Annotated in this window: 18 protein-coding genes; 5 read left to right on the plus strand and 13 right to left on the minus strand. The window is 60.1% G+C overall.

Translation table 11 applies throughout. The features are described 5' to 3' along the window. The first annotated feature begins 91 nt into the window (after positions 1-91). From lepA to Q1A34_RS17455, 3 genes are all read left to right on the plus strand, one after another. Positions 92-1891, plus strand: coding sequence for a translation elongation factor 4 (gene lepA / locus Q1A34_RS17445; RefSeq protein WP_300037271.1), 1800 nt, complete (start codon positions 92-94; stop codon positions 1889-1891). Positions 1892-2225: 334 nt separating this feature from the next. After that, positions 2226-2972 (plus strand): hypothetical protein, encoded by a 747-nt coding sequence (locus Q1A34_RS17450; RefSeq protein ID WP_300037274.1) that lies wholly within the window; start codon positions 2226-2228, stop codon positions 2970-2972. 1573 nt (positions 2973-4545) lie between these two features. Next, positions 4546-4869 carry a TraR/DksA family transcriptional regulator gene (locus tag Q1A34_RS17455; protein ID WP_300037277.1) on the plus strand — a complete coding sequence of 108 codons (324 nt, stop codon included), beginning with the start codon at positions 4546-4548 and terminating at the stop codon, positions 4867-4869. Positions 4870-4890: 21 nt separating this feature from the next. Here the strand turns inward: Q1A34_RS17455 and Q1A34_RS17460 are convergent, their stop codons facing one another. The 8 genes from Q1A34_RS17460 to Q1A34_RS17495 form a co-directional block, all read right to left on the minus strand. Then, positions 4891-5007: an entericidin A/B family lipoprotein gene (locus Q1A34_RS17460; RefSeq protein WP_300037280.1), complete on the minus strand. Its 117-nt coding sequence runs from the start codon at positions 5005-5007 to the stop codon at positions 4891-4893. Between the two features lie 94 nt (positions 5008-5101). Further along, the gene (locus Q1A34_RS17465; RefSeq protein WP_300037283.1) at positions 5102-5581 is read right to left on the minus strand and encodes a class I SAM-dependent methyltransferase; all 480 of its coding nucleotides are present in this window, start codon (positions 5579-5581) and stop codon (positions 5102-5104) included. Then, on the minus strand, positions 5568-6335 hold the full coding sequence (locus tag Q1A34_RS17470) for a polysaccharide deacetylase (RefSeq protein WP_300037286.1): 768 nt from the start codon (positions 6333-6335) through the stop codon (positions 5568-5570). Before Q1A34_RS17470 ends, Q1A34_RS17465 begins: the two co-directional genes overlap by 14 nt. Beyond that, complete coding sequence (locus tag Q1A34_RS17475; RefSeq protein ID WP_300037288.1) at positions 6332-7471, minus strand: glycosyltransferase; 1140 nt, start codon at positions 7469-7471, stop codon at positions 6332-6334. The genes Q1A34_RS17470 and Q1A34_RS17475 overlap by 4 nt, the downstream gene beginning before the upstream one ends. After that, positions 7468-8052 carry a histidine phosphatase family protein gene (locus Q1A34_RS17480; protein ID WP_300037290.1) on the minus strand — a complete coding sequence of 195 codons (585 nt, stop codon included), beginning with the start codon at positions 8050-8052 and terminating at the stop codon, positions 7468-7470. Before Q1A34_RS17480 ends, Q1A34_RS17475 begins: the two co-directional genes overlap by 4 nt. Beyond that, complete coding sequence (locus Q1A34_RS17485; RefSeq protein ID WP_300037293.1) at positions 8049-9122, minus strand: glycosyltransferase family 4 protein; 1074 nt, start codon at positions 9120-9122, stop codon at positions 8049-8051. The genes Q1A34_RS17480 and Q1A34_RS17485 overlap by 4 nt, the downstream gene beginning before the upstream one ends. Further along, complete coding sequence (locus Q1A34_RS17490; RefSeq protein ID WP_300037296.1) at positions 9119-10369, minus strand: glycosyltransferase family 4 protein; 1251 nt, start codon at positions 10367-10369, stop codon at positions 9119-9121. The genes Q1A34_RS17485 and Q1A34_RS17490 overlap by 4 nt, the downstream gene beginning before the upstream one ends. Beyond that, positions 10366-11583: a hypothetical protein gene (locus Q1A34_RS17495; RefSeq protein ID WP_300037570.1), complete on the minus strand. Its 1218-nt coding sequence runs from the start codon at positions 11581-11583 to the stop codon at positions 10366-10368. Before Q1A34_RS17495 ends, Q1A34_RS17490 begins: the two co-directional genes overlap by 4 nt. A gap of 245 nt (positions 11584-11828) precedes the next feature. Here Q1A34_RS17495 and Q1A34_RS17500 point away from each other — a divergent pair, with 245 nt between their 5' ends. Continuing rightward, positions 11829-14210 (plus strand): mechanosensitive ion channel family protein, encoded by a 2382-nt coding sequence (locus Q1A34_RS17500; protein ID WP_300037299.1) that lies wholly within the window; start codon positions 11829-11831, stop codon positions 14208-14210. A 6-nt stretch (positions 14211-14216) separates the two neighbouring features. Here the strand turns inward: Q1A34_RS17500 and Q1A34_RS17505 are convergent, their stop codons facing one another. The 5 genes from Q1A34_RS17505 to Q1A34_RS17525 form a co-directional block, all read right to left on the minus strand. Then, positions 14217-15047 (minus strand): LysR family transcriptional regulator, encoded by an 831-nt coding sequence (locus Q1A34_RS17505; RefSeq protein ID WP_300037302.1) that lies wholly within the window; start codon positions 15045-15047, stop codon positions 14217-14219. A gap of 305 nt (positions 15048-15352) precedes the next feature. Then, a complete protein-coding gene (locus tag Q1A34_RS17510; RefSeq protein WP_300037305.1) occupies positions 15353-16507 on the minus strand; it encodes an ABC transporter permease in 1155 nt (384 codons plus the stop codon). Beyond that, complete coding sequence (locus Q1A34_RS17515) at positions 16504-17532, minus strand: ABC transporter permease (protein WP_300037308.1); 1029 nt, start codon at positions 17530-17532, stop codon at positions 16504-16506. Before Q1A34_RS17515 ends, Q1A34_RS17510 begins: the two co-directional genes overlap by 4 nt. Beyond that, on the minus strand, positions 17529-19460 hold the full coding sequence (locus tag Q1A34_RS17520; RefSeq protein ID WP_300037310.1) for an ABC transporter substrate-binding protein: 1932 nt from the start codon (positions 19458-19460) through the stop codon (positions 17529-17531). Before Q1A34_RS17520 ends, Q1A34_RS17515 begins: the two co-directional genes overlap by 4 nt. Continuing rightward, on the minus strand, positions 19453-21225 hold the full coding sequence (locus tag Q1A34_RS17525; RefSeq protein WP_300037313.1) for an ABC transporter ATP-binding protein: 1773 nt from the start codon (positions 21223-21225) through the stop codon (positions 19453-19455). Before Q1A34_RS17525 ends, Q1A34_RS17520 begins: the two co-directional genes overlap by 8 nt. Before the next feature lie 173 nt (positions 21226-21398). Between Q1A34_RS17525 and Q1A34_RS17530 the strand changes: the two genes are divergently transcribed. Continuing rightward, on the plus strand, positions 21399-21884 hold the full coding sequence (locus Q1A34_RS17530; protein ID WP_300037316.1) for a class I SAM-dependent methyltransferase: 486 nt from the start codon (positions 21399-21401) through the stop codon (positions 21882-21884). Positions 21885-21911 lie beyond the last annotated feature (27 nt).

The following is a 21911-nucleotide window of genomic DNA, read 5'->3' on the forward strand; positions in this document are numbered from 1 at the left end:
ATTTCCCCCACAGTACCGCGCCGATTTCCCCTGCGCGGCCAACCTCGCAACTCACCTTGACCGTCCCCGCAATCCGCTCCATATCCCCACCATGACACCGCTTTCACATATCCGCAATTTCTCTATCGTCGCGCACATCGATCATGGGAAATCCACGCTCGCTGACCGCCTCATTCAGTCCACCAACACGGTGGCTGACCGGGATATGAAAGAGCAGATGCTCGACAGTATGGACATTGAACGCGAGCGCGGCATCACCATCAAGGCCCAGACCGTCCGGATCAACTATACCGCGCAAAACGGTGAAGACTATGTCCTGAATTTAATCGATACGCCCGGACATGTCGACTTTGCCTACGAGGTCTCCCGCTCCATGCGCGCGGTCGAAGGCTCGCTTCTGGTGGTCGACAGCACGCAGGGCGTCGAGGCGCAGACCCTGGCCAATGTCTATCACGCCATCGAGGCCGACCACGAAATCGTGCCCGTCCTGAACAAGATCGACCTGCCCGCTTCTGACTGTGACCGCGTGGCCGAACAGATCGAGGACGTCATTGGCATCGACGCCACCGACGCCATCCGGGTCTCTGCCAAAACCGGCCAGGGCATCATGGAAACGCTCGAAGCCATCGTGCAGAAACTGCCCGCCCCCACCGGCAACCCCGACGCGCCGCTCAAAGCCATGCTGGTGGACAGCTGGTACGACAGCTACCTCGGCGTCATCGTCCTGGTGCGCATCATGGACGGCCAGCTGAAAAAGGGCGAGCGCATCCGCATGCTCTCCAACAACTCCACCCACCACGTGGACCGCATCGGTGTCTTCCGCCCTGCTATGACCGAAATCGACGCGCTCGGCCCCGGAGAGATCGGCTTTCTGACCGCCTCGATCAAACAGGTGCGCGACACCCGCGTCGGCGACACCATCACCCACGAGAAAAAGGGCACCGAAAACGCGCTGCCGGGCTTCAAACCTTCCCAGCCGGTGGTCTTCTGCGGCCTCTTTCCCGTCGATTCCGCCGAATTCGAGGACCTGCGTGACGCCATCGAGAAACTGGCCCTCAACGACGCCTCTTTCTCTTATGAAATGGAAACCTCCGCAGCCCTTGGCTTTGGCTTCCGCTGCGGCTTTCTGGGGCTGCTGCACCTCGAGGTGATCCGCGACCGGATCGAACGCGAATACAACATCGAACTGATCACCACCGCGCCCTCCGTCATCTACCACATCCACATGAAGGATGGCACGATGATGGAACTGCACAACCCCGCCGACATGCCCGACCTCACCCTCGTCGACCACCTGGAGGAGCCGCGCATCAAGGCCACCATCCTCGTACCCGACGACTACCTCGGCGACGTGCTCAAACTCTGCCAGGACCGCCGCGGCATCCAGCTTGACCTCACCTATGCAGGCTCGCGCGCCATGGTCGTCTATGACCTGCCGCTCAACGAGGTGGTGTTTGATTTCTACGACCGGCTGAAAAGCGTGACCAAAGGCTACGCCTCCTTCGACTATCAGATGATCGGCTACCGCCAGGACCAGCTGGTGAAAATGTCGATCCTGGTCAATGACGAGCCGGTGGACGCGCTCTCCACCATGGTCCACCGCGACCGCGCCGAACAGCGGGGCCGCGCCATGGTCGAAAAGCTCAAAGACCTGATCCCCCGCCACATGTTCAAAATCCCGATCCAGGCCGCGATTGGCGGCAAGGTCATCGCCCGCGAAACCCTGTCCGCCATGCGCAAGGACGTGACCGCCAAGTGTTATGGTGGCGATGCGACGCGCAAACGCAAACTGCTGGACAAGCAGAAGGCCGGCAAGAAGAAGATGCGCCAGTTCGGGAAGGTGGATATACCGCAAGAAGCGTTTATTTCCGCGTTAAAAATGGACGGCTGACAGCCGTCCATCAGGGCTGAGATGAAAGACGGCGGGAGGCAGCGTATTGCGCAGCAATGCGCGTTCCCGCACAGGGGATATGGAGCGCACCCGGCGCAATAATCCCGCACTGTTACCCGTCAAAATCACCTGCCGGCGCCGATCAATCAAGCGCCACACGGCACCCCAACACTTTCCTCCGCTCAACCACCTGCAAACCGAGCAGGGGCGGCGACCGGCCGCGGGCGTCGCGCTGATAAGCGCCCGCCCGGGGGGGCGGTCGGGCGCTGCCCCTGCGGGGCTGGGGGAAACTGCTTCAGCTTTGCGCTACCAATCTGCTGACCACCAGGTTGAAATGCCTGCTCCAGATCGCGTTAGCGAAAGTATTGACTTGATCATTGCGCCAAGGGTCATGCATATTCGCAGCTCTTGTCAGATTCGTATTTTTTTATTGGATATAGGAGCTTGCGGCATGAAAGCGCTGTTTTCAGTTTTATTTGCCGTGGCTTTGGCTGGCTGCACGACTGTCCGTACCGACGTGGAAGCATACTCTACAATTTCAGAGATAGAACAAGTCGGGAAGGTATTTATAGCCCCATACAACCGTGAAGATGCAAGTTCGCTCCAATGGCTAACAAATGCCGGAATTTTTAGGTCCGTTTTGGAAGAAAAAGGTATCGCTATCGCTGAACGTAGAAGCGAAGCTAGTTCTATCGCCTATTTGGGCTTTGCTGTCGACGAGGGTGAAACCGTCCAATCGACATATTCCATTCCTCAATACGGAGTTACCGGCTATTCTGGTTCCCAGACCACTGGATCAATTTATGGAAGCTCGTATTCAGCAAATACAACTTACACTCCAACCTATGGAGTAACGGGATACTCAACAGGAACTAAAACAAGTGTAATTTATACCCGTGGCATGGCAGTGGATATCGTTGACGCGCGGAACAATTCGAAAGTATTTGAAGCAATCTCGGTAAGCCGGGGATCGTGTAGTTCATTTGCTGGCGTTGCGAGACCAATAATTGAGGCAACGCTCGCGAACTTCCCTAAGGGCAAAGTAGGTAGTGTGGAAGTGTCAATTGAAAGCGCGTGTTGAGCTGTATTTGTCCTCGAAGTAAGAAGCATTGAATGCCTGCACCTGTAAAAAGTTACTCCATGCAAATCCTTCAGATTTGCAGCGCCCGAACCGCCCCCACGGGGCGAGCGCTTCGCTTCCCACCCCTCGGTCCGGGCGCTGGCGATTCAAATTCTAAGTGTCCGCTTGATTTCCGTCCGGCCCGATCCTTTTGGATCGTGCGTTCGGCCTTTCAAATGATCCCCCGGATCATTTAATCCGGCTGCGCCGGACCAGGCCTCACCCACCCCACGGGGCGGGCGCTTCGCGTCCCACCCCTCGGTCCGGGCGCTGGCGATTCAAATACAAAGTGTTCGCTTGATTTCCGTCCGGCCCGATCCTTGCGGATCGTGCGTTCGGCCTTTCAAATGATCCCCCGGATCATTTGATCCGGCTGCGCCGGACCAGGCCTCACCCACCCCCACGGGGCGGGCGCGGCACTCCGCACAAAAGATGCCGCATTTTGGAAGCATCCCCCGGGGCTCCGCCCGTTCGCGGCTGAAACTGTCCCCCGGACAGTTTCCGGGACGCCACTCACCCCCTCGGTCCGGGCGCGTGGGTGCGTAGCACCTGCGGGGGAGACAGAGCGAAGGCGCAGCCTTTGCGGAGTCGACCGGCGCTCACAAACCATCACCGCCAGCTTCAAAAGCCCCCTTCCCCCGGGGCTGCGCGCGGACCGGTGCCAATCCCCTTAACACCCTCTCACCGCACCGCGCGCTGCGCACCGACGTAATACCGACGTTAAACCGACGTGATACCGACAGCCCACCGACCCCCTCGAATGGGCCCTGATTCTCTCTGCGGCACAGTCTCTCCCCGGGGCCCCGGGCCCCGTTTGGCCGCTCAGAACTTCGCGCAGGGGTAGAAAAACAGCACCCGTTTCAACCGCCTGTCCACAGCTTTTCCGCGCTGCGGCAAGTGGGCCGGAACAAAGGGAATTCCCGGCTTATCCCCACCTTATCCACATGATAAAACCCCATATAAATCAACAGCTTATCCACAAGAAATTTCGCGAAAGCCTGATTTTTATGTTGCGTGAACACCCCTTTATCGCGCATCGTGTGTCTCACCGCTTCAGAGGTCTTCGGAACAAAGAGGCGGACGCAGAGGCCCCGGTGGCCGCAAGCGCTGAGAGACGGATCAATGATGCAGCTCCCAGCAGGAACGGACACTGGAAACCGGTCGCATCGTGTGAACCCGAAAGGGTTGTGACGAACGGACCGCAGGCGCCGGAGCAGGTCGAAAAACTGCTACTCCGCAAGGGGTTAGGTTGGAAGGCAGCGCCGGGAGGGGTGATGCGGGGAACGGTCAGCAGCAATGCAGGCGGTTTCGGCGACGGGCGGTAACGCTTTTCGCAAGCTGGGCCTGCTGTCGCCCTCTGGGGGGATGATAAGGTTCAAGAAGGCGTCAGGTTGTGCCGCAGGGCACGGGTCTGGATTTCGGTCCGATCCCCTGGCGCCTTTCGCCTTTTCCAAGCCTCCCCGTTGCTGATCCAGATCAATGCACGACACCGGTGCCTGTGTCAGGTTTGCAGCGTCCAACAAGGAGACACGCAATGGATACGGAGAGACAAAAAGCCATCCTGCTGTCCCGCCGGCGTGAGCTGGTCGGGCACCTGGTAGAGGTCGGGCAGGCCCTGGACGAGACACCCACACGAGACCTTGAGGATTTTGCAACAGAACGGCAGGGCGACGAGGTGCTTGAGGCACTTGGCCAGGCAGAACTCGATGAGGTCACACGCATAGACGCGGCACTCGGACGCGTAAATGATGGCACTTACGGTCTGTGCCTCAACTGCGCCGAACCCATTTCTGACGCCCGGCTTGACGTATTGCCGGAAACCGCTTTGTGCCGGAACTGTGCGGCACGCAACGGCTGAGCCGGGCGGACCGCGTCAGCTTCAGAACTGTTCGTCGAGCGCTTCACCGGCGTTCTGGACGTCGCGACCGATGCCTTTGGTTGTCTCGCAGGCGGCGAGGCTCAGTACAACGGTCAGGAGGAGGGTGGCTCTCAGCATCTGAAGGTCCTTTCAAGCGTGCATTCTGTTGCGATTCTACACTTTTGTCGCAGGCTGTTCACGCGAAAAATGATGACAGCCTGCACGCGTTACATCAGGGCACGCGGTAAAAGAGATACCGCTCGGGATCAATGGTGTCGGGGCCGCGCACCTGCTCAAAACTTATCAATGGCTGCTGGCTCACCACCAGACCGCCAGACAGCATCAGCGGAGCAATCAGAGGCGACAGACGTGCCCCCTCTTCGACGTCGCGGGCCTTGTCACCATAGCCAAAATCATAATGCGCCAGGGACATCTGCGCGCCCCGCTCGGCCAGTTCCGCCAGCATCGCCTCTGCTTCGCCCTGCAAAAAGTCTTCTGCCGGCGGGATGCAGGACGGGTGAGGTTTCAGCACACGGTCGATCACCCAGATGCGCCGGTCAGGCAGGTTTTCGCGCAGATGGTCATAAGTCCGGCCGTTTCCCAGACCAAGTTCAAGCACGTCACCGGCCAGAGTGGAAATTTCACCCGCAGCCCAGTTCAGACCATCGATCTGCGCGGTCAGCCTGCGCCGCATGGATTCAAGACGGCTCATCCGGATCTCCCTGTTGATCAGGCGGTGTCGGAACGGCACCACCATCGAGCATTTCGCGCAGCCAGCGCTCTGAGAAGTGCCAGACCCCGGGGGTATGCACAAGGTGGTGCGTCAGCAGGCCCAGCGGTTCGGTCGCATCAGCCTTGCCGTCACGCCTGTCCCGGAGGACCTGAAGCGTTTGACCAATCAGTGTTTCCACAAGGACCAGTCCGCGGTCGCCGCGCCAGTTGATGGGATCAATGTGGGTGTTGACCTGGCGGATACCCGGGGCGGCGTCGCGTGCGTCGCGTTGCAGAAAGGTTGACAGGCAGGTGTACCCGGCCCGGGCCAGCACGGGCGCAAAGGCCGGATCAAAACGGTTCCAGGGCGGAACGAAAACCGGTCTGAGCCGGGGCCCGAACAGCGCACGAAGCCGGGACAACCCATCGTGCAACTCCGTTTCGGCACCAGCGCGCGGGTGCCCGAATTCCGCTTTTTTGGCACCTTGCGGGCTGTGGCTGACATGTTGCCAGCCGTGCACCAGCGGGATGAGGCAAGGACGCTCTGCAACGGCCTGCGCCAGAGTGCTGTCTGCAGGCTTTGGAATGACTGCTATATGGACAGGCAGACCTGAGCGATCCGCCAGTTGCGCAAGCTGGTCGAGCGCGGGCGTCTGTGCTGTCGCATCATCATCCCGCCACCACAATGGCAGTGTCAGGCCCATCTCGCTATGTTTTCTGAGTTCATTGCGCAGGTCTGCCCAGTCAGCACTCATGTCTTTTCGCTCCGGAGCTTTTCACAAAGCCTGACCGTTTCTCGGGCACCGTCAAAGGTATTCTCGGCAGGCAATGGGCGGGCAGGGGCCGCGATCACGTCCTGCAAGGCTTTTGCGAGCGTATCACCCGTCATCTCGGCATCTTTGAGTGTGCGGATGTTACTTTGTCGGGCGAGTGTCGTTGCCCGCAGGGTCTGTTCGGTCTCGCCACCAGCATCAAAAGGTACAAAGACAGCCGGAACGCCGGTTTGCAGCACGTCCAGCGCGGTATTATATCCGCAAAGAGAAACAGATGCAGCGGCACCGGACAGCAGAGCAGTGAAGTCCTGGCGCGCCGGTTCCACAATGACGTTTCGCGCGGCGCTGCGGCGCAGGTCAACCATGCGGTCTTCGCTCCTGTCCCCGGCCACAAGCAATCTGAAAAGATGCGCGGGCATCCGTTCGGCGGTGGTGAGGACGGTGGAAAAGAGGCGGTCTGCTGCCGCGCTGCCACCCGTGCTGATGATGATTTCCCCGGAAGGGTTTGTGTGACGTCCAGGCCGCCGCGCACCGGTGACAAATCCTGTGTAGTGCAGTCGTGTGTTCAGTCCGGGCGTCACCGGCCAGCTCGCTTCAAGCGGCATCACGCCCGCATCCGAATGAACAAGAACACCGTCATAGAACCGCTCAAGCACCTCGTGTGTTGCGTCGGCTTTGGCAGTGGTGGATGGGGGCGACAGGATATCGCGTACAGAGGACAGGATCAGCGGCCGCGGGTCGAGTTCCGCAGCCCGCGTCAGCGCAGACTGGAATTCCTCGCGCAATACGCGGCGCCCAAAGGGATAAAGCTCTGTGATCAGAACCCCGGGTTTAAACGCGGTGAGGGCGTGGGCCAGTGTCGCCCGTCTGGTGGCCAAGGTGTCGCTGTCTGCGATCTCGCCACGCGCGTTCAGCAGGGTTGTAAAGTTGATGCCGTCTGACCTGACCGGCGGCAGTTGAACAAGGTCCGTTCCGGTGGTGTCCAGATGCGGTGCAGGCATTCCACCTGACACGACCTGGGTTTCATGACCCGCCCCGGCGAAAGCGCGCGCGACGGTAAGCGCGCGGGACAGATGCCCTGAGCCAAGCAGATGTGTGACGAGGATCTGAACTCTCATACCTGGGGCCCGTTCAGTCTGACGGGTTCCGGTGTGGCCGACCAGGTGCCGGGAGCAATATTGATCACATAAAGCCGGTCGCGCTTGATGCGAAAGGGTGCCGCCCCCTGAAATTCCCAGCCGGTTGCCACAGCCATCAGCACCCGCATGACGCCGATATGGCAGACGGCAACAGTGTCTGTCTCCAGCGCTTCCGCCCAGGGGATGAGCCGGGCGCGCAAGTCTGCCGGGCTTTCGCCACCCGGCGGGCGGTAATCCCAGCCCCAGTGCTCGATATCCCTGAAACCACTGGCCGGATCCGCACGCAGTACGGACCCTTGCTGACCTTCCCACGTGCCCCAGTCCATCTCCATCAGCGCATCGGTGCAAAGGGGCACCCGCCCGCTGATCAGTTCTGCTGTCCGGCGCGCGCGCATCAGCGGGCTGGCACAGAGATCGGCCTCGTCCCACGGCGCGGGCAGTGTCCGTCCGGCGAGAGCAGCTTCAGCCTCGGCGTCCAGCGGGATATCGCTGCGGCCCTGTATGCGGCCTGCGCGGTTCCAGGCGGTGTGACCGTGTCGGATGATCGCAAGACGGGTCATGCTATGGCGTCTCTGAGGACCCCGGAAAGAGTCCGTGCGGCGGCGGGCAGCAGATGGTGCTCCGCGATATGCGCGCGCGCCTGCCTGCCATGTTCCAGCCTGTGCGCGGTGTCAGCGAGATACAGATCCAGCATGTCCGCCAGTGCCTGGGCGCCATCCGATTGCGCAGGATAGTCGCCTGGGGCCAGCACATCCCGCACTCCGGGACGATCCTGGGCGACAACCGCCAGGCCTGCAGCCTGTGCCTCCAGATAGGTCATCCCAAAGGCTTCGTTGACACCGGGCCAGAAAAACAGCCCCGCTCTGGTGTAAGCCTTTTGCAACTCAGAACCGCTCAGGGCACCGGCAAACGAAACGCGCGTGCCAAAGGGGGCCATCATTCGCTCGATCTGTACGCGGGCCGGACCATCTCCGACAATCTGCATCTGCCAGTCGCTGTGCCGCACCCGCCCGAGTGACTGCGCGACAAGATCATAAGACGCCAGCTTGTCGCCCTCCCGCAGCATGCCCACACTCAGAAGAGGGCCTGTACAATCAGACGCATCGGGCAGTTCAGTGATGGCAAGGAACGGGCGCAGGTGCACCAGTTTCTGACCGGCCGGGGCATAGGCGCGGAGCGCTTCGGCATCGCGCGCGGTCAGATAGCAAATGGTATGAGCCGTATCGCTGGCGGCCTCGGCCTTGCGCGCAAAAAGATCCCACGGGCCACCCAACCGCTTGCGCGCGCGTGTCGCCTCGATCAGGACATAGGGGATCGACAGCGCGCGGCTGACCACCGGCCCCAGCAAATCCGGCGCTTTATAGTAGTTGTGATATGTGACCCAGGCCTGCCAGCCTGCGCGCCGCCCTTTGGCAACCAGCTGTTCGGCCTCACGTTCGGCGGCGGCGATGACGGCTATCTGCGTATCCGTGCAGCCCTTTCCGTCCCGGCTCTGAAAATCTGACGCCAGCCCGGCACGGTATCCGCCATGATCCAGCGCGCGCATCAGGCCCTGTGCCATTGTCCGGTCGCCGGACGCGACAGGATGCGTCGGCGGTTTCATCGGCGCGTAAAAGGCGACGGGTGTCACGCGCCCGGTTCCATGATGGCGCGCAGACGCCGCACCAGATGCGCAATGCCGGGCTCCATGCGAAAATCCTGTACCAGCCGTTCATAGGCTTTATCTGCCAGTGTGGGGCCCATCAGTGGGTCTTCTGCGAATGCTCTGATCGCTGTGGCGATGCTCTCGGGCGCGTCATCCGTCAGAATGCCATGCACACCTGACCGGATGAATTCCGGTATGGCCGAAACCGGTGTGGACAGGATGGGCAGTTTCTGGCTGGCCGCCTCCATCAGGACATTGGGCAGGCCGTCGCGGTCCCCGTCTTCTGCAATCCGGCTCGGCAGCACAAAAAGATCAGCGGCGCGCATCGCCGCAATAACCTCTGGCTGGTCGCGGGCACCCTGCCAGGTGATCCGGTCTGCAACGCCGCGTTCCTGCGCCTGTTTTTGCAGCGCCTCCCCCAGAGTGCCGCCACCAATATGGGTCCAGTGCCAGTTCAGCCCGGGCGGCAGCTGTGCCAGAGCGTCGATCAGGCGATCAAAACCCTTTTTCTCGACCAGACGCCCGACAGACATCAGCGCCAGCGGCGCGTCTGCCGAGCGATGGCTGCGATCGGGCGGATCGGGAAACCGCTGCAGATCGAGACCATGATACACCAGATCCACCCGGTCGGGTGTATCGGCCAGGTCTTTGAGGTGTTCCGCGCCAAAACCGGTGCAGGTCGCGCCAAAGGCCGCGCCGAAACTCTGCGCTGACAGCTTTTCGCGCAGCTCCCAGTCCGGCGAGGTCCAGATATCCTTGGCATGCGCAGAAAAGGACCATGGCAGACCGCGCAGGATGGCGGCATAGCGCGCGACAGACGATGGCGTGTGCAGAAAATGTGCGTAGAGCGCCAGTGTGCTGTCGGGCAGCTCGCGCGCCATGACGCAGGCCTGGCCGAACCGGCGCAGACGATTGGGTGTTTTGTCCCGTGCATAATCCGCACGGATCATGCGCCAGGCAGCCGCGAAACCCGGCGCACGGGTGGCACTCAGAAAGCCACGCAGCACCCGCAGGGGCGCGTCGCGCAGGTATTCCGGCAGATAATGCACCGGTGCCTGCAAGCGGTCGTGCAGCGGATGGGTTTTCGTGTCGGTCGGGTGGCGCAGGGACCAGATCTCGAAGGAGAGACCGGCTTCCTCAAGGGCAACCAGTTCCTGGGCAATGAAGGTCTCGGACAGACGTGGCCAGCCTTTCACCACCACTGCGAGCGGCGCGCCTGTGGTTTGTGTCATTTGCTGGTCACCAGCGCTCCGGCACGGCGCACCACCACTTCAAGGCCGTCCAGCAGGCCGTCAGCGCCCGCCTCAGAAGGTTTGTTCTGCGAGGGCAGTCTGCGTATCGCCCGGACCATGGATGCCGGGGTCATGCCGTCGCGGTTTTCGTCCAGCATCCGTACCAGTCCAAGCTCTTCTGCGCGCGAAGCACGGATCCACTGCTCGAGCCGTGGCACAGTACGGGGCACGATCACAGCGCGCTGATCAAAAGACAGGACTTCGCAGAAAGTATTGTAGCCACCCATGCAGACAACACCCTGAGCACCGGCAAAAAGCGTTTCAATGCGGGCATCGAAACCCACGGCGTCCACGCGCCCGTTCAATGCCGCGACCCGCGCGTCAAATGCATCGCGCACTTCACCCGACAGAAACGGGCCGTAGACCAGAATGGCGTTGGGGTGCAGCGTCGGGTCGGCTTCATATGCAGAAAGAACCAGATCAACCATGGCCTCGCCGTCGCCGCCACCGCCCGGCGTGATCAGAACATAGGGGTTGTCCGGTGTATCTGCAGCATCGGTAATTTCGCGGCGCAGATATCCGGTCCAGTGGATGCGCGCTCGTGTTGCCGGCGACAGGTCCAGCCCCTGTGTCGGGTCATAAACGGACCGGGGGCCATACACCCAGATCTCATCATAAAACTGTTCGGTGGCCTCGATCGCGCCTTTCCGGTCCCATTCGGCACGCAGCACAACGGCCTCGTCCAGAACATCGCGCAGGCCCAGCACGCAACGTGTCGTGCCCCGTGCGGCAAGCCATTCGAGCGTGGGAAGCAGTTCGCCACGAAACCCTGTTGGTTCCTTGTCCACGATCAGCAGGTCGGGGTCATATTGTTCAATCGCGGTCTGGATAAGGCCGGACCGCAGCGCTGTCGTCTCGTCGATGTTCAGCCCAAGCGTCTGGCTGACGTAAGATCCGTCCGGCAGTTTTGACACGCCCGGCAGACGCACGTGGTCCACGCGCTCGGGAAAGGTGAACCGCCCTGCAATCGGCGAGCCGGTGAGAATAATCGCCGATGTACCGGGGTCTGATGCCGTCAGTGCAGAGGCCAGCGCTCTCGACCGCCGCAGATGCCCGAGACCAAAGGTGTCGTGGCTGTAGAACATAATGCGGCGCGGCCGGTCGCTGTTATGGGCTCTGCCTGTCTCAGAAGGCGCGCCTGATGTGTCATGCATATTCATGACTGGCATCGCCCTGACGGAGCCGTAAGTTCCGCAGCTGTCGGATTGAATGTCGGGCGCATAGGCCGTTCCCCGGGTAGTTCGTCTACGGTCAGCGCCGCGTTTTCAGCTTCCTGGCATAAATTTCCGGCGGGTGCAAAACACGACTGAGTTGAACGTTGCCGATTGATGTCCGATTGCAATGGTTCCCGGGCTCGCCTACCGTCCGGGCGACACTCCGTTTTCCGAAAGTAAGACACATGCGTTTCATCCTGCTTGTCCTGACCATGATGACGTTGCTCATGGGGGCAGTGCCGGGCGGTGGGACGGCACAGGCGCAGGGTGTCGGCTCTCTCTTTTCTGTGGCAGGTGGCGGCAGTGCGGATACAGCTGAAACGGAACGTGTGTCCGAGATCATGCGTCAGGCCGCAGAAGCCGGTGTCGGGGTCGTGGTCATCGGACCCGACGGCGAAATCGTTCTGACATCTGCCCCCGACAAAACCAGTGAAGTGCCTGAAACCCCTGAAGGCGCAGGCCTTATGAAAATGCAGGACTCTGTGGTGCGGTTCCGTACCGCGCTGGTGGAACGGATCCTTGATCTGCCGAATGCCTTTAACGAGGTCGTCTATATTCTGCGTGCAACCAGCCCCACCGGGGAAATCTGGGTGTTTGCCGAAGTTGTCATCTTTTCCCTGATGCTGTTCGGGGTCGGTGTCGCGGTAGAGCGCTACATCTACGGGCCAAAGATCGCCAAGAGCTGGGTGGTGGCCCGCACGCGTGAAAATCCGCAGGGATACTCTGAAAAGATGCCCTGGCTGGTGTTCCGCTTTGTCCTGGGCGTTGTGGGTATTCTGATCTCCATGGCAGTCGCATACGTGCTTGGCGCCATAATCTGGGGTCCGATCAAGGACCCGGCAATCCAGTTTACGGCCAGTATTGTGAATGCGGCCTATTTCATGAGCCGGTTTGCTGCAGTGCTGTGGCGGATGATTCTGTCTCCCTACATGGCTCAGTACCGTATCCCTGTACTGACCACGCGGGACGCAAAGAGCCTGCACCGCTGGCTCTACACTCTGGCGGGATTCGACATCTGCGCCATTCTGTTCGGTGTGTGGATCGGAGAACTGGGGCTGAACTATGATGTCTATGCGTTCCTGTCCTCGCTTCTGTCTGCGGCCGTGGTGTTGCTGAACATTCTGATGGTGCTGGTCAACCGCCGTGCGATCTCCAGCGCGATCCGGCAGGGTAAACCTGTGACCGAGCTCAGCTGGCTTGTCAGGACGCTCTCGACGGTCTGGGCACCGGCGGTGATATTTTACGTACTCTTCGCCTGGGGAGAGCTGACTTATGATCTGGTTCTGGGCAATCCGTCCTCCATTCCGCTCATCGGTGGCGCATACCTCATCCTGTTGTCGATCATTGTTGTCTATGGGGTCATCAACTTTCTGATTGAGCGCAGTTTTGCCCGGGCCAGGGCGTTGCGAGCCCTTAACGAGGCCGAGGCCAATGGGCCCGCCGGCGCTGATGAGGCGGAAGCGTCCGATCATACGGATACCGGTTTTGCGCAGATACAGGATATCAGGCCACGCCAGGAGCTGACCACTTTCGAAGGGCTGGCGCGCAGGGTTGCGGGTATTCTCGCCTTTGTCGCAGGCGTCTATGCGTTTTTCTACATCTGGGACAATGACAGCGCGCAGATGGTCGAAACGGCGGCAACCCAGGCGCTGGATATCATGGTCATTCTGTTCCTCGGCTATATTGTCTATCACGTTTTCCGCATCTGGATCGACAATAAGATCCGCGAAGAGCAGGGCGATATGGAAGAGGGTGAGCTGGGCGACGAGGGCGGCGGCAGCAGCGCCAGCCGGCTCGCGACGCTGCTGCCGTTGTTCCGGAACTTCATCCTGATTGTGCTGCTGGTAACGATCCTGCTGATTATCCTGCTGGAGCTTGGCGTGAATGTCGGCCCGCTTTTTGCGGGTGCGGGTGTTGTCGGTGTTGCTGTTGGTTTCGGCAGTCAGGCGCTGGTACGCGATATCTTTTCAGGCGGTTTCTTTCTGTTCGATGATGCGTTCCGCAAAGGGGAATACCTGGATATTGGCGGCGTCAAAGGTACGGTCGAGAAAATCTCGGTTCGCTCGTTCCAGCTGCGGCACCACCTGGGCGCGCTGCACACCATTCCCTTTGGCGAGATCCAGGTGATGACGAACTATTCGCGCGACTGGGTCATCATGAAGCTGCCGTTGCGGGTGACCTACGACACGGATGTTGAGCATGTGCGCAAACTTATCAAAAAGCTTGGCGTGCAACTGCTCGACGATCCGGTGATCGGAGATAACTTCATTCAGCCGCTTAAATCGCAGGGCGTGATCGAGATGCAGGATTCTGCGATGATCATCCGCGTGAAATTCATGACAAAGCCCGGTGACCAGTGGCTGGTGCGCAAAAAGGTCTACGAGGAAATCCGAGCCCTCTTTGAACGTGAAGGGATCAGATTTGCCCACAAGGAAGTCACGGTGCGTCTGGCGGACGGCAAGGTCGATGAATTGTCCGAAGAAGACAAAAAGACGGTTACCGCAGCGGCTCAGGCGCAGATCGAAGAAGACCTGCTGGATGGCGATGAGGGCGGTGACGACCGCTGACGCAGCCTAGGGTCGCTGGTGCAGGTACCCGGCGATGGCGTCGAGCGCTGCGCGGATGGGCGGCTGGTTGCGGGCTTCATGATGGGAAACCAGCCACTGTTCGCTGCGCAATTCGTCAATCGGGTCGGACAGGCGGACAAGCCCGGGCAACCGGTCACCGACGAACACCGGCAGAACGACACGGCCGACCCCGGCCCGTGCGAGCGCACAGGCCAGATGCGGGCTGTTCACCTTGGTGACGATCTCTGCGCCGTGATGGCCCTGCACCCAGCGCAGAGAGGGTGTTACGGCTGTATCCCATGCAGGGCCGATCCAGCCTGTTACGTTTTCGCTGGCGGAATAAACGACATAATCGACCTCTCCGATCTGCTGCCGGGCGACCCATGGCTGATCCGGACGACGGTTCCGGATGCCGATGTCGACCTCGCGCCGGGCGATGTCCAGATCACGATCACAATACATGAACTCGGGCAACCAGGGATCTCTGGCCTGCCAGAAGTCTGAAAGATGTTCTGCAAGGTCATGTGCCGTCCATGTCCCTGCTGAAATCCGCACGCAGACAGGCCCCTGGGCCTGGCCCTGCCACAGATCGATCTGGCGTGCGACGTCTTCCATTGTGCGGGTCTGCTGTGCCAGTGCGTGCCCGTCGGGCGCCAGCCTGTACCCGTCACTTCCATGCAGAAAGAGCCTGCGCCCCAGACGCGCCTCAAAAGCCTTCATCCGGCGGCTGAGGGTCGCAGCGCTGACCCCAAGTTCTGCAGCCGCGCGGGTCAGCCCGCCGGTCCGCGCAACCGCAGAAAAGTAGGCAAGGTCATTCCAGTCGGGGCCGCTTTTCATTTTTGAAAGTCCACCTGTGATTTTAGGGACTGATGAGCCGGGGCACCGCGCAGTAAGTTCCGGACATACCTGAAAGGAGAACGCCCATGATGCCCCTCATCCAGCCTCTGCCTAACCCATACGGGACCCTCACGGAATATCAAAAGGAACGCGAACACTTTGCAGAATTGCAAGTCGGATTGCAAAAACGCAAAAGCGCAAATCCGCTGCTCTCTTCCGTCCTTTCCGGTCTGAGAGAAAAGCTCAGACAGGTCTTCGCGCGCCGCCTTGTGCACCGGACATGACACACCGGGGTCCCTGCGCACTCAGTCCTTGTAGGGATCAAGCGAGGCGCGCAGGCCATCGCCCAGGAAGTTGAAAGCAAGAACCACAAAGATGATCGGCAGCATCGGGATTGCCGTCCAGGGGTAGATCTCGATGCTGGCCAGGTTCTGCGCGTCGTTCAGCATCACGCCCCAGCTCACGGCAGGCGCGCGCAGTCCAAGACCGAGGAAGCTGAGCGCAGTCTCGCCCAGGATCATCGCGGGTATCGACAGGGTTGCTGACGCGATCAGGTGGCTCATGAAATTGGGCAGCAGATGCCGCCGGATCACACGTCCTGGTCTGGCCCCCATCATTTCAGCAGCGCGTACGTATTCCTCCTCTCTGAGCGAGAGGAACTTACTTCGGACCGCCCTTGCCAGTCCCGGCCAGTCGAGAATCCCCAGAATGATGGAAATGATAAAGAAAACGGCGACGGGACCCCAGTTGGACGGCACGGCGGCAGAGAGTGCCAGCCACAGCGGCAGTTCCGGCAGCGAGCGCAGGATCTCGATCACGCGGTTGATGAGCCAGTCGGTTTTACCGCCGAAATATCCTGCGATTGACCCAAAAAAGATGCCCAGCACAAAGGATACGCTGATCCCGATCAGCCCGACGGTCAGTGACAGTTGCGCACCATAGAGAATGCGACTGAAAACATCCCGCCCCAGCCTGTCGGAGCCCCAGAGGAAAACCGTTGTCCCTTCGGACGCGCAGAAAAGATGCGTGTCAGAGGGAATAAAACCAAAGAGTTTGTACTGGCCGCCTTCACAGAAAAACTGCAATGGCACGGGCCTTGTGGTGTCGGTCTCGTAGGACCATCGGAAATTCACCAGATCAGCCGTGGCTGTGGTCGGATAGACAAAGGGGCCGACAAATTCGCCCTCGTGCCACAGGTTGATCGACTGGGGTGGCGCGTAAAGGTAATCTGCGCTGCGCTCGTTCGGTGTGTAGGGGGCGATAAACCCTGCAACCGGCAGCATCAGGTAACTCAGAAACAGGAAGATGCCCGAGATCAGCCCGAGCCGGTGGCGTTTGAATTTACGCCAGACGAGCACCCAGTTCGGGGCATCCATGTCGGAGCGTTCCAGAGCGGACAGATCCTGATCATCAGACCATGGGGCCTCATCGACCCAGCGCCCATCGGGGAGTTTCTTCATGATCCTCTGGCCCCGTATCGGATGCGCGGATCCAGCAGAACGAGCAGCAGGTCAGAGATCATTGTGCCAATCAGTGTCAGAAGCGCCACGAACATCAGAACAAAGCCGGCAAGGAACTGGTCCTGCGATTTGAGAGCGGTCAGCAGGGATGGTCCGATCGTCTGCAAACCCAGAACAACAGAGACCAGAACAGAGCCAGAGACCATCGCCGGCAGCAGGTTGCCGATATCGGCAACAAAGGGGTTGAAGGCCATGCGCAGCGGGTACTTTGCCAGCAGCTTTGCGGGGCCAAGCCCCTTGGCCCTGGCCGTTTCCACATAGGGTTTGCTCAGCTCATCCAGCATATTCGCCCGCAGACGCTGCATCATTGCCGCCGCACCCGAAGTGCCGATCACAAAGGTGGGTACGATCAGATGCACCAGAATTGACCTGACCTTTTCCCAGGACATCGGCTCGCCCTCGTACTCGGGTGACATCAGGCCACCGATGGGCAGATCAAAGTATTTGTTGCCATAGTAAAACAGGATCAGCGCGAGCAGGAAGTTCGGCGTCGCCAGACCCAGATAGCCTACGAAAGCGGCTGTATAGTCCACCCAGGTCTCGGATTTAGCAGCAGCGATTACCCCAAGCGGCAGGGCGACCATGTAGACAAAAAGAACCGCCGCCAGGTTGACCAGAACAGTCAGCCACAGGGCGTCACCGACGATTTCACTGACGGGCCGGTCAAATTCGAAGGACCAGCCGAAATTGCCCTGGATGAGGCCGTACCAGCCCTGGGGACCCGGCGCCATGCCAACCCAAATCAGGTATTGTTCCCATATCGGGCGGTCGAGCGCATATTCGGTGCGCAGGAATTCCGCCTTTGCGACACCTTCGGCCTGGCCTGTCGCGCGCAACTCGGCGATCTGGTTAGACAGATAGTCGCCCGGGGGCAGATTGATGATCACAAATATCAGGATCGATACGACCCAGAGCGTGAGCAGCATCGTGATAAATCTGTAGATGGCGTATCTGAGAAACATCATTGGGTGAGCTGCTGGAACGGGTCTTCGTAGTAGAACTCATCAATCCGGTGAATTCCGAAATGTGCGCCCGGATCCCAGGCCCATTTGGCAACTTCCGGTACATTCCTCAGCCGGTCCGAGACAACAACCGGCTGAGGCGCTTCCGCCAGGATGCCTATGCCAAACTGCTGGTCTGCATGAATTTCCAGCATTTCCCGCCAGATGTCTTCGCGCCGGGCAATGTCGTCTGTATGGTCCCAGTCCCAGCTCAGCTGCATCAGTCGTTCTGCGGCTGGCATGTCCGGTGCCTCACCCAGTTCCCCGCCGGTCTGATAGTATTGACCCCATTTCGGCCAGGCAAAGAACTCCTGGTGTGTGGGTGCCAGATATTCAGGTGGTGTATAGGCCTGGGGCAGACCGTTGTCCCAGCCATACCAGATTGCGGCCATGCTCAGGCCTGAATAGACGCGGTTGCGCAGAATGTCGCGGTCCAGTGGCCGCATGACCAGTTTAATCCCGATCTCGCGCCATGTGTCGGTGACAATCGCCAGAGCGTTTTCCACTTCCTGCCGCTCGCCCGCGGTTTCGATAACGAATTCCATGGGCCGCCCATCCGGCAGTTTGCGGATTCCCGTCGGCGTGCGTTCGGTCAGGCCCATCTCGTCCAACAGAGCGTTGGCCTTGGCCGGGTAGTAAATCGACCACCTGAACAGGTTCGCCGGATCAAAGAAGGGGCTGTTGGCCAGAGCGGTCATGCCGCCCTCCTTGGCAAGTCCGAAATAAAGCGCGCGGTTGATCATCCGCCGGTCGATCCCGAGGCTCAGCGCCCGTCGGAACCGGGGGTCACGGATGATCTCCTGCCAGACCGGGTCGGCAAAGTTCAGGTTTGGATAAATCGTAATCTGATTGGCCGCGCCGTTGGCCCAGAGCAGAGTGCGATAACCGGCACCATCGGTTTCGCCCTTTTTCAGAATGGAAATATCGGGAAAGTCGAGGCCGCGCGCCTGGAGGTCTACCTCGCCGGCATTGGCCTTGGCCGCGATCAGCCCGCCCCCGACGATCGTCATTTCCACCACATCGATATAGGGCAGCTGCACGCCATTGGCGTCAATGCGGTGATAATAGGGGTTGCGTACAAACAGGTGCCGGCTCGATTTCGCATTCGACGCGTTCAGCCAGGGCTGCAGCGTCGGCAGCGCCGGATTATCGAATTTGTACATGTTGTCTTTGGAATTGTGCAGTGCGGCCCAGCCCCGAACACGCGCCTTTTTGATCGCTTTTTTCAGCGTTTTGGCGTCGGTGAAATCTGCATGGAACTGTTTGAGATAGTGCGCAGGGCGATAAATAATGAACGGGCTGGCCTGTGCCAGCAGTTGCAGAAACTGCGCATTGGGTGTCGGCCATTCGATGACAACAGTATGAGCGTCCGGAAACGTCACATCGGCCAGAACGCCATCAACAATCAGGTTCTGCGAGGGGCCGGAAGGGCTCAGCTCGGGGTTCAGAGCGACGTTTTCCCAGTAGTAGCGGAAGTCCTCTGAGGTAAAAGGATGGCCGTCCGACCAGCGGTGACCCCGTCTGAGGTGAAGGGTGAATTTGCGTCCCTCCTCAACGGTGACATCCCGCAGAATATCCGGATAGAGGTCGTAGTTGTGATCATATCCCACCAGCCGCGCATAGCCATAGACAACCATCTGGCGGACGTCCTTGGACCGCGAAACCAGCGTGCGCAGCGTGCCGCCCTGGATGCCATAGCTGCGTCCCTTGGCTTCGAGATCAACGACCAGCGGATCGAGCGGCAGACGTTCGGTGACAGGCGGCATATTGCCGTTGTTCACCTCGCTGCTCCAGAATGAGCTTTCCTGTACTTCGGGGGCAGCCGCAAAGGCGTTCAGGGGCGCAAGACTGACCAAAAGGGACAGCAGAGGGATCAGAAGTGTTTTATACATGACACCTTACCTTGTGGCCGGGTTCAAGCTCTGTCAACGCGGGAGCCGCCACCCCTTCAAACCGGAAAGCTTCCGGCCACGAGGCGGGTGAGCCTGCGCCCTTTGCGACGAGACCGAGATCGATCGGGCGGTTCACATCAGGTTCGGGCTGTGCGGCAATTAGCGCGCGCGTGTAGGGGTGGCGCGGGTTATAAAACAGCGTGTCGGGCGGAGCCTGTTCGACGACGACACCCTGCCGCATCACGGCAACCTCGTCGGCAATGCGCGCAACAACCGCCAGATCGTGGCTGATGAACAGATAGCTCAGGCCCATCCCGTCACGGATATCCTCCAGCAGCGAGAGGATCTGTTCCTGCACGGAGACATCGAGGGCAGACGTCGGCTCATCGCAGACCAGCAACACCGGATCGAGTGTCAGCGCGCGCGCGATGGAAAGACGCTGCCGTTGCCCGCCCGAAAAAGCATGCGGATAGCGGCCCAGCATGGATGGGTTCAATCCGACCCAGCGCAGCATTTCGGCCGCTTTTTCACGGCGCTCTGCCCGCGAGCCCATTTTGTGAATTTCCATCGGTTCGGTCAGCGCCTGCTGGATACGCATGCGCGGCGACAGCGAGGAGTAAGGGTCCTGAAACACCATCTGGGCCTGGCGCTGAAAAGCAATACGGTCGCCTTGCGACATCGCGTGGACTTTCAGCGGTTCGGCGTCGGTTGTGGCCCGGAAAAGCACTTCGCTGCCAGCATCCGGCACCTCTGCCCCGAGCGCGATGCGCGCGCATGTTGTTTTGCCCGACCCGCTTTCGCCGACAACAGCCAGCGTTTTGCCCCGTTGCAGCGACAGATCCACCTCATGACAGGCTGTTATCACCGTCGGCGCACGCCAGCCACCGGCGCGCATGGTGTAGGTCTTGGTCACGCTGCGCATGTCCAGGATCAGATCATCATGGTTTTCGGCCCGCGCAGGGGCTGCGACTTCCGGGATCATCGGGGCGGCCGCAAACAGCTTTTGGGTGTACCCATGTGCCGGGTCGCCCAGAACCGCCGCCGCGGGGCCGCGCTCCATCACCTGGCCCTTGTTCATCACAACGACGCTTTCGGCCATGTTTGCCACAACACCCAGATCATGGGTGACAAGGATCACGGCCATGCCAGTGTCCTGCTGCAGATCTTTGATCAGACCCAGCACCTGCGCCTGAGTGGTGACATCAAGCGCTGTTGTCGGCTCGTCCGCGATCAGCAGATCCGGTCTGGCGACCATGGCCATCGCAATCATGGCGCGCTGGCGCATGCCGCCGGACATCTCGAACGGATACGAACGCCAGACCCGTTCGGGGTCGGGAAAGCCCACGCGTTCGAACGTCTCCAGCACTTCGCCCTTTGCCTCGGTGACCGCCATGCCCCTGTGCAGCCGCAACACCTCAGACACCTGGTCGCCCAGCCTGTGCAGCGGTGACAGCGACCGCATGGGCTCCTGGAAAATCATCGATATGCGATTGCCCCGGATACCGCGCATGCCCCGTTCGGGCAATGTCAGCAGATCAAGGGGTTTTCCCTGACAGTCGAATGTGATTTCACCGGTGGAGATGCGGGCCGCGTCCGGCAGAATGCGCAGCACAGACCGGCAGGTTATTGTTTTCCCGGAACCGCTTTCCCCGACGAGCGCCAGCGTTTCACCGGGCATTACCGAAAAGCTCACATCCCGGACCACCGGTGCTGCGGACCCGAAGCCGATGCTCAGATTTTTGACATCAAGCAGTGGGGTATTCACAGGGCGGCCACTTCCTTTTTGCGTTACACAAAAGCGGGTGTTGAACCCGCCTCGGGACAGTCAACGCGATTCCGGCGCTGAGGTCCAGCACACAGAAGCGTGAGAACCTTTGTGCTGTTAATTTTCGCCCGAAACATGCATCTGAAGAATGAATATTTGAAAAAGGACCGGAAATGAGCCGTCTTGACCTGTTTATCAACCGAATGGTGTCGCAGCGGGCCTGCCTGAACCATGCCGCCCGCCTGACTGAAAACATTGCGGGGCCTGCTTTTGAACTGGGGTTGGGGAACGGGCGGACATACCACCACATGTGCCAAATCATGCCCGACCGGAAAATATTTGTATTTGAACGCGCCATCGCTTCGCATCCTGACAGTACGCCGCCTCAGGACATGGTGATGCTGGGTGATGTCTTTGAAACGCTGCCTGCCGCCGCGCAGCGGTTCCCGGATGGTGCATCGCTGATCCATGCGGACCTCGGCGGGCACAATGCGCAGAAAAACGACGACTTTGCGCGCCGCATTTCTCCGGTGATCGAGCCTTTGCTGGCGCCGGGTGGTCTGATGGTGTCGAGTGATCGGATGTATTTTGACAGTCTGGCCGAGATTGATCTGCCAGAGGACGCTGTGCCCGGGCGCTGTTTCATCTACCGCCGGTGAGAGGCTTGTCCGGACGCACAGGCTGTT

Origin of the sequence: uncultured Roseobacter sp. (genome assembly GCF_947491795.1) — a bacterium.
In the GTDB taxonomy this organism is placed as follows: Bacteria; Pseudomonadota; Alphaproteobacteria; order Rhodobacterales; family Rhodobacteraceae; genus Roseobacter.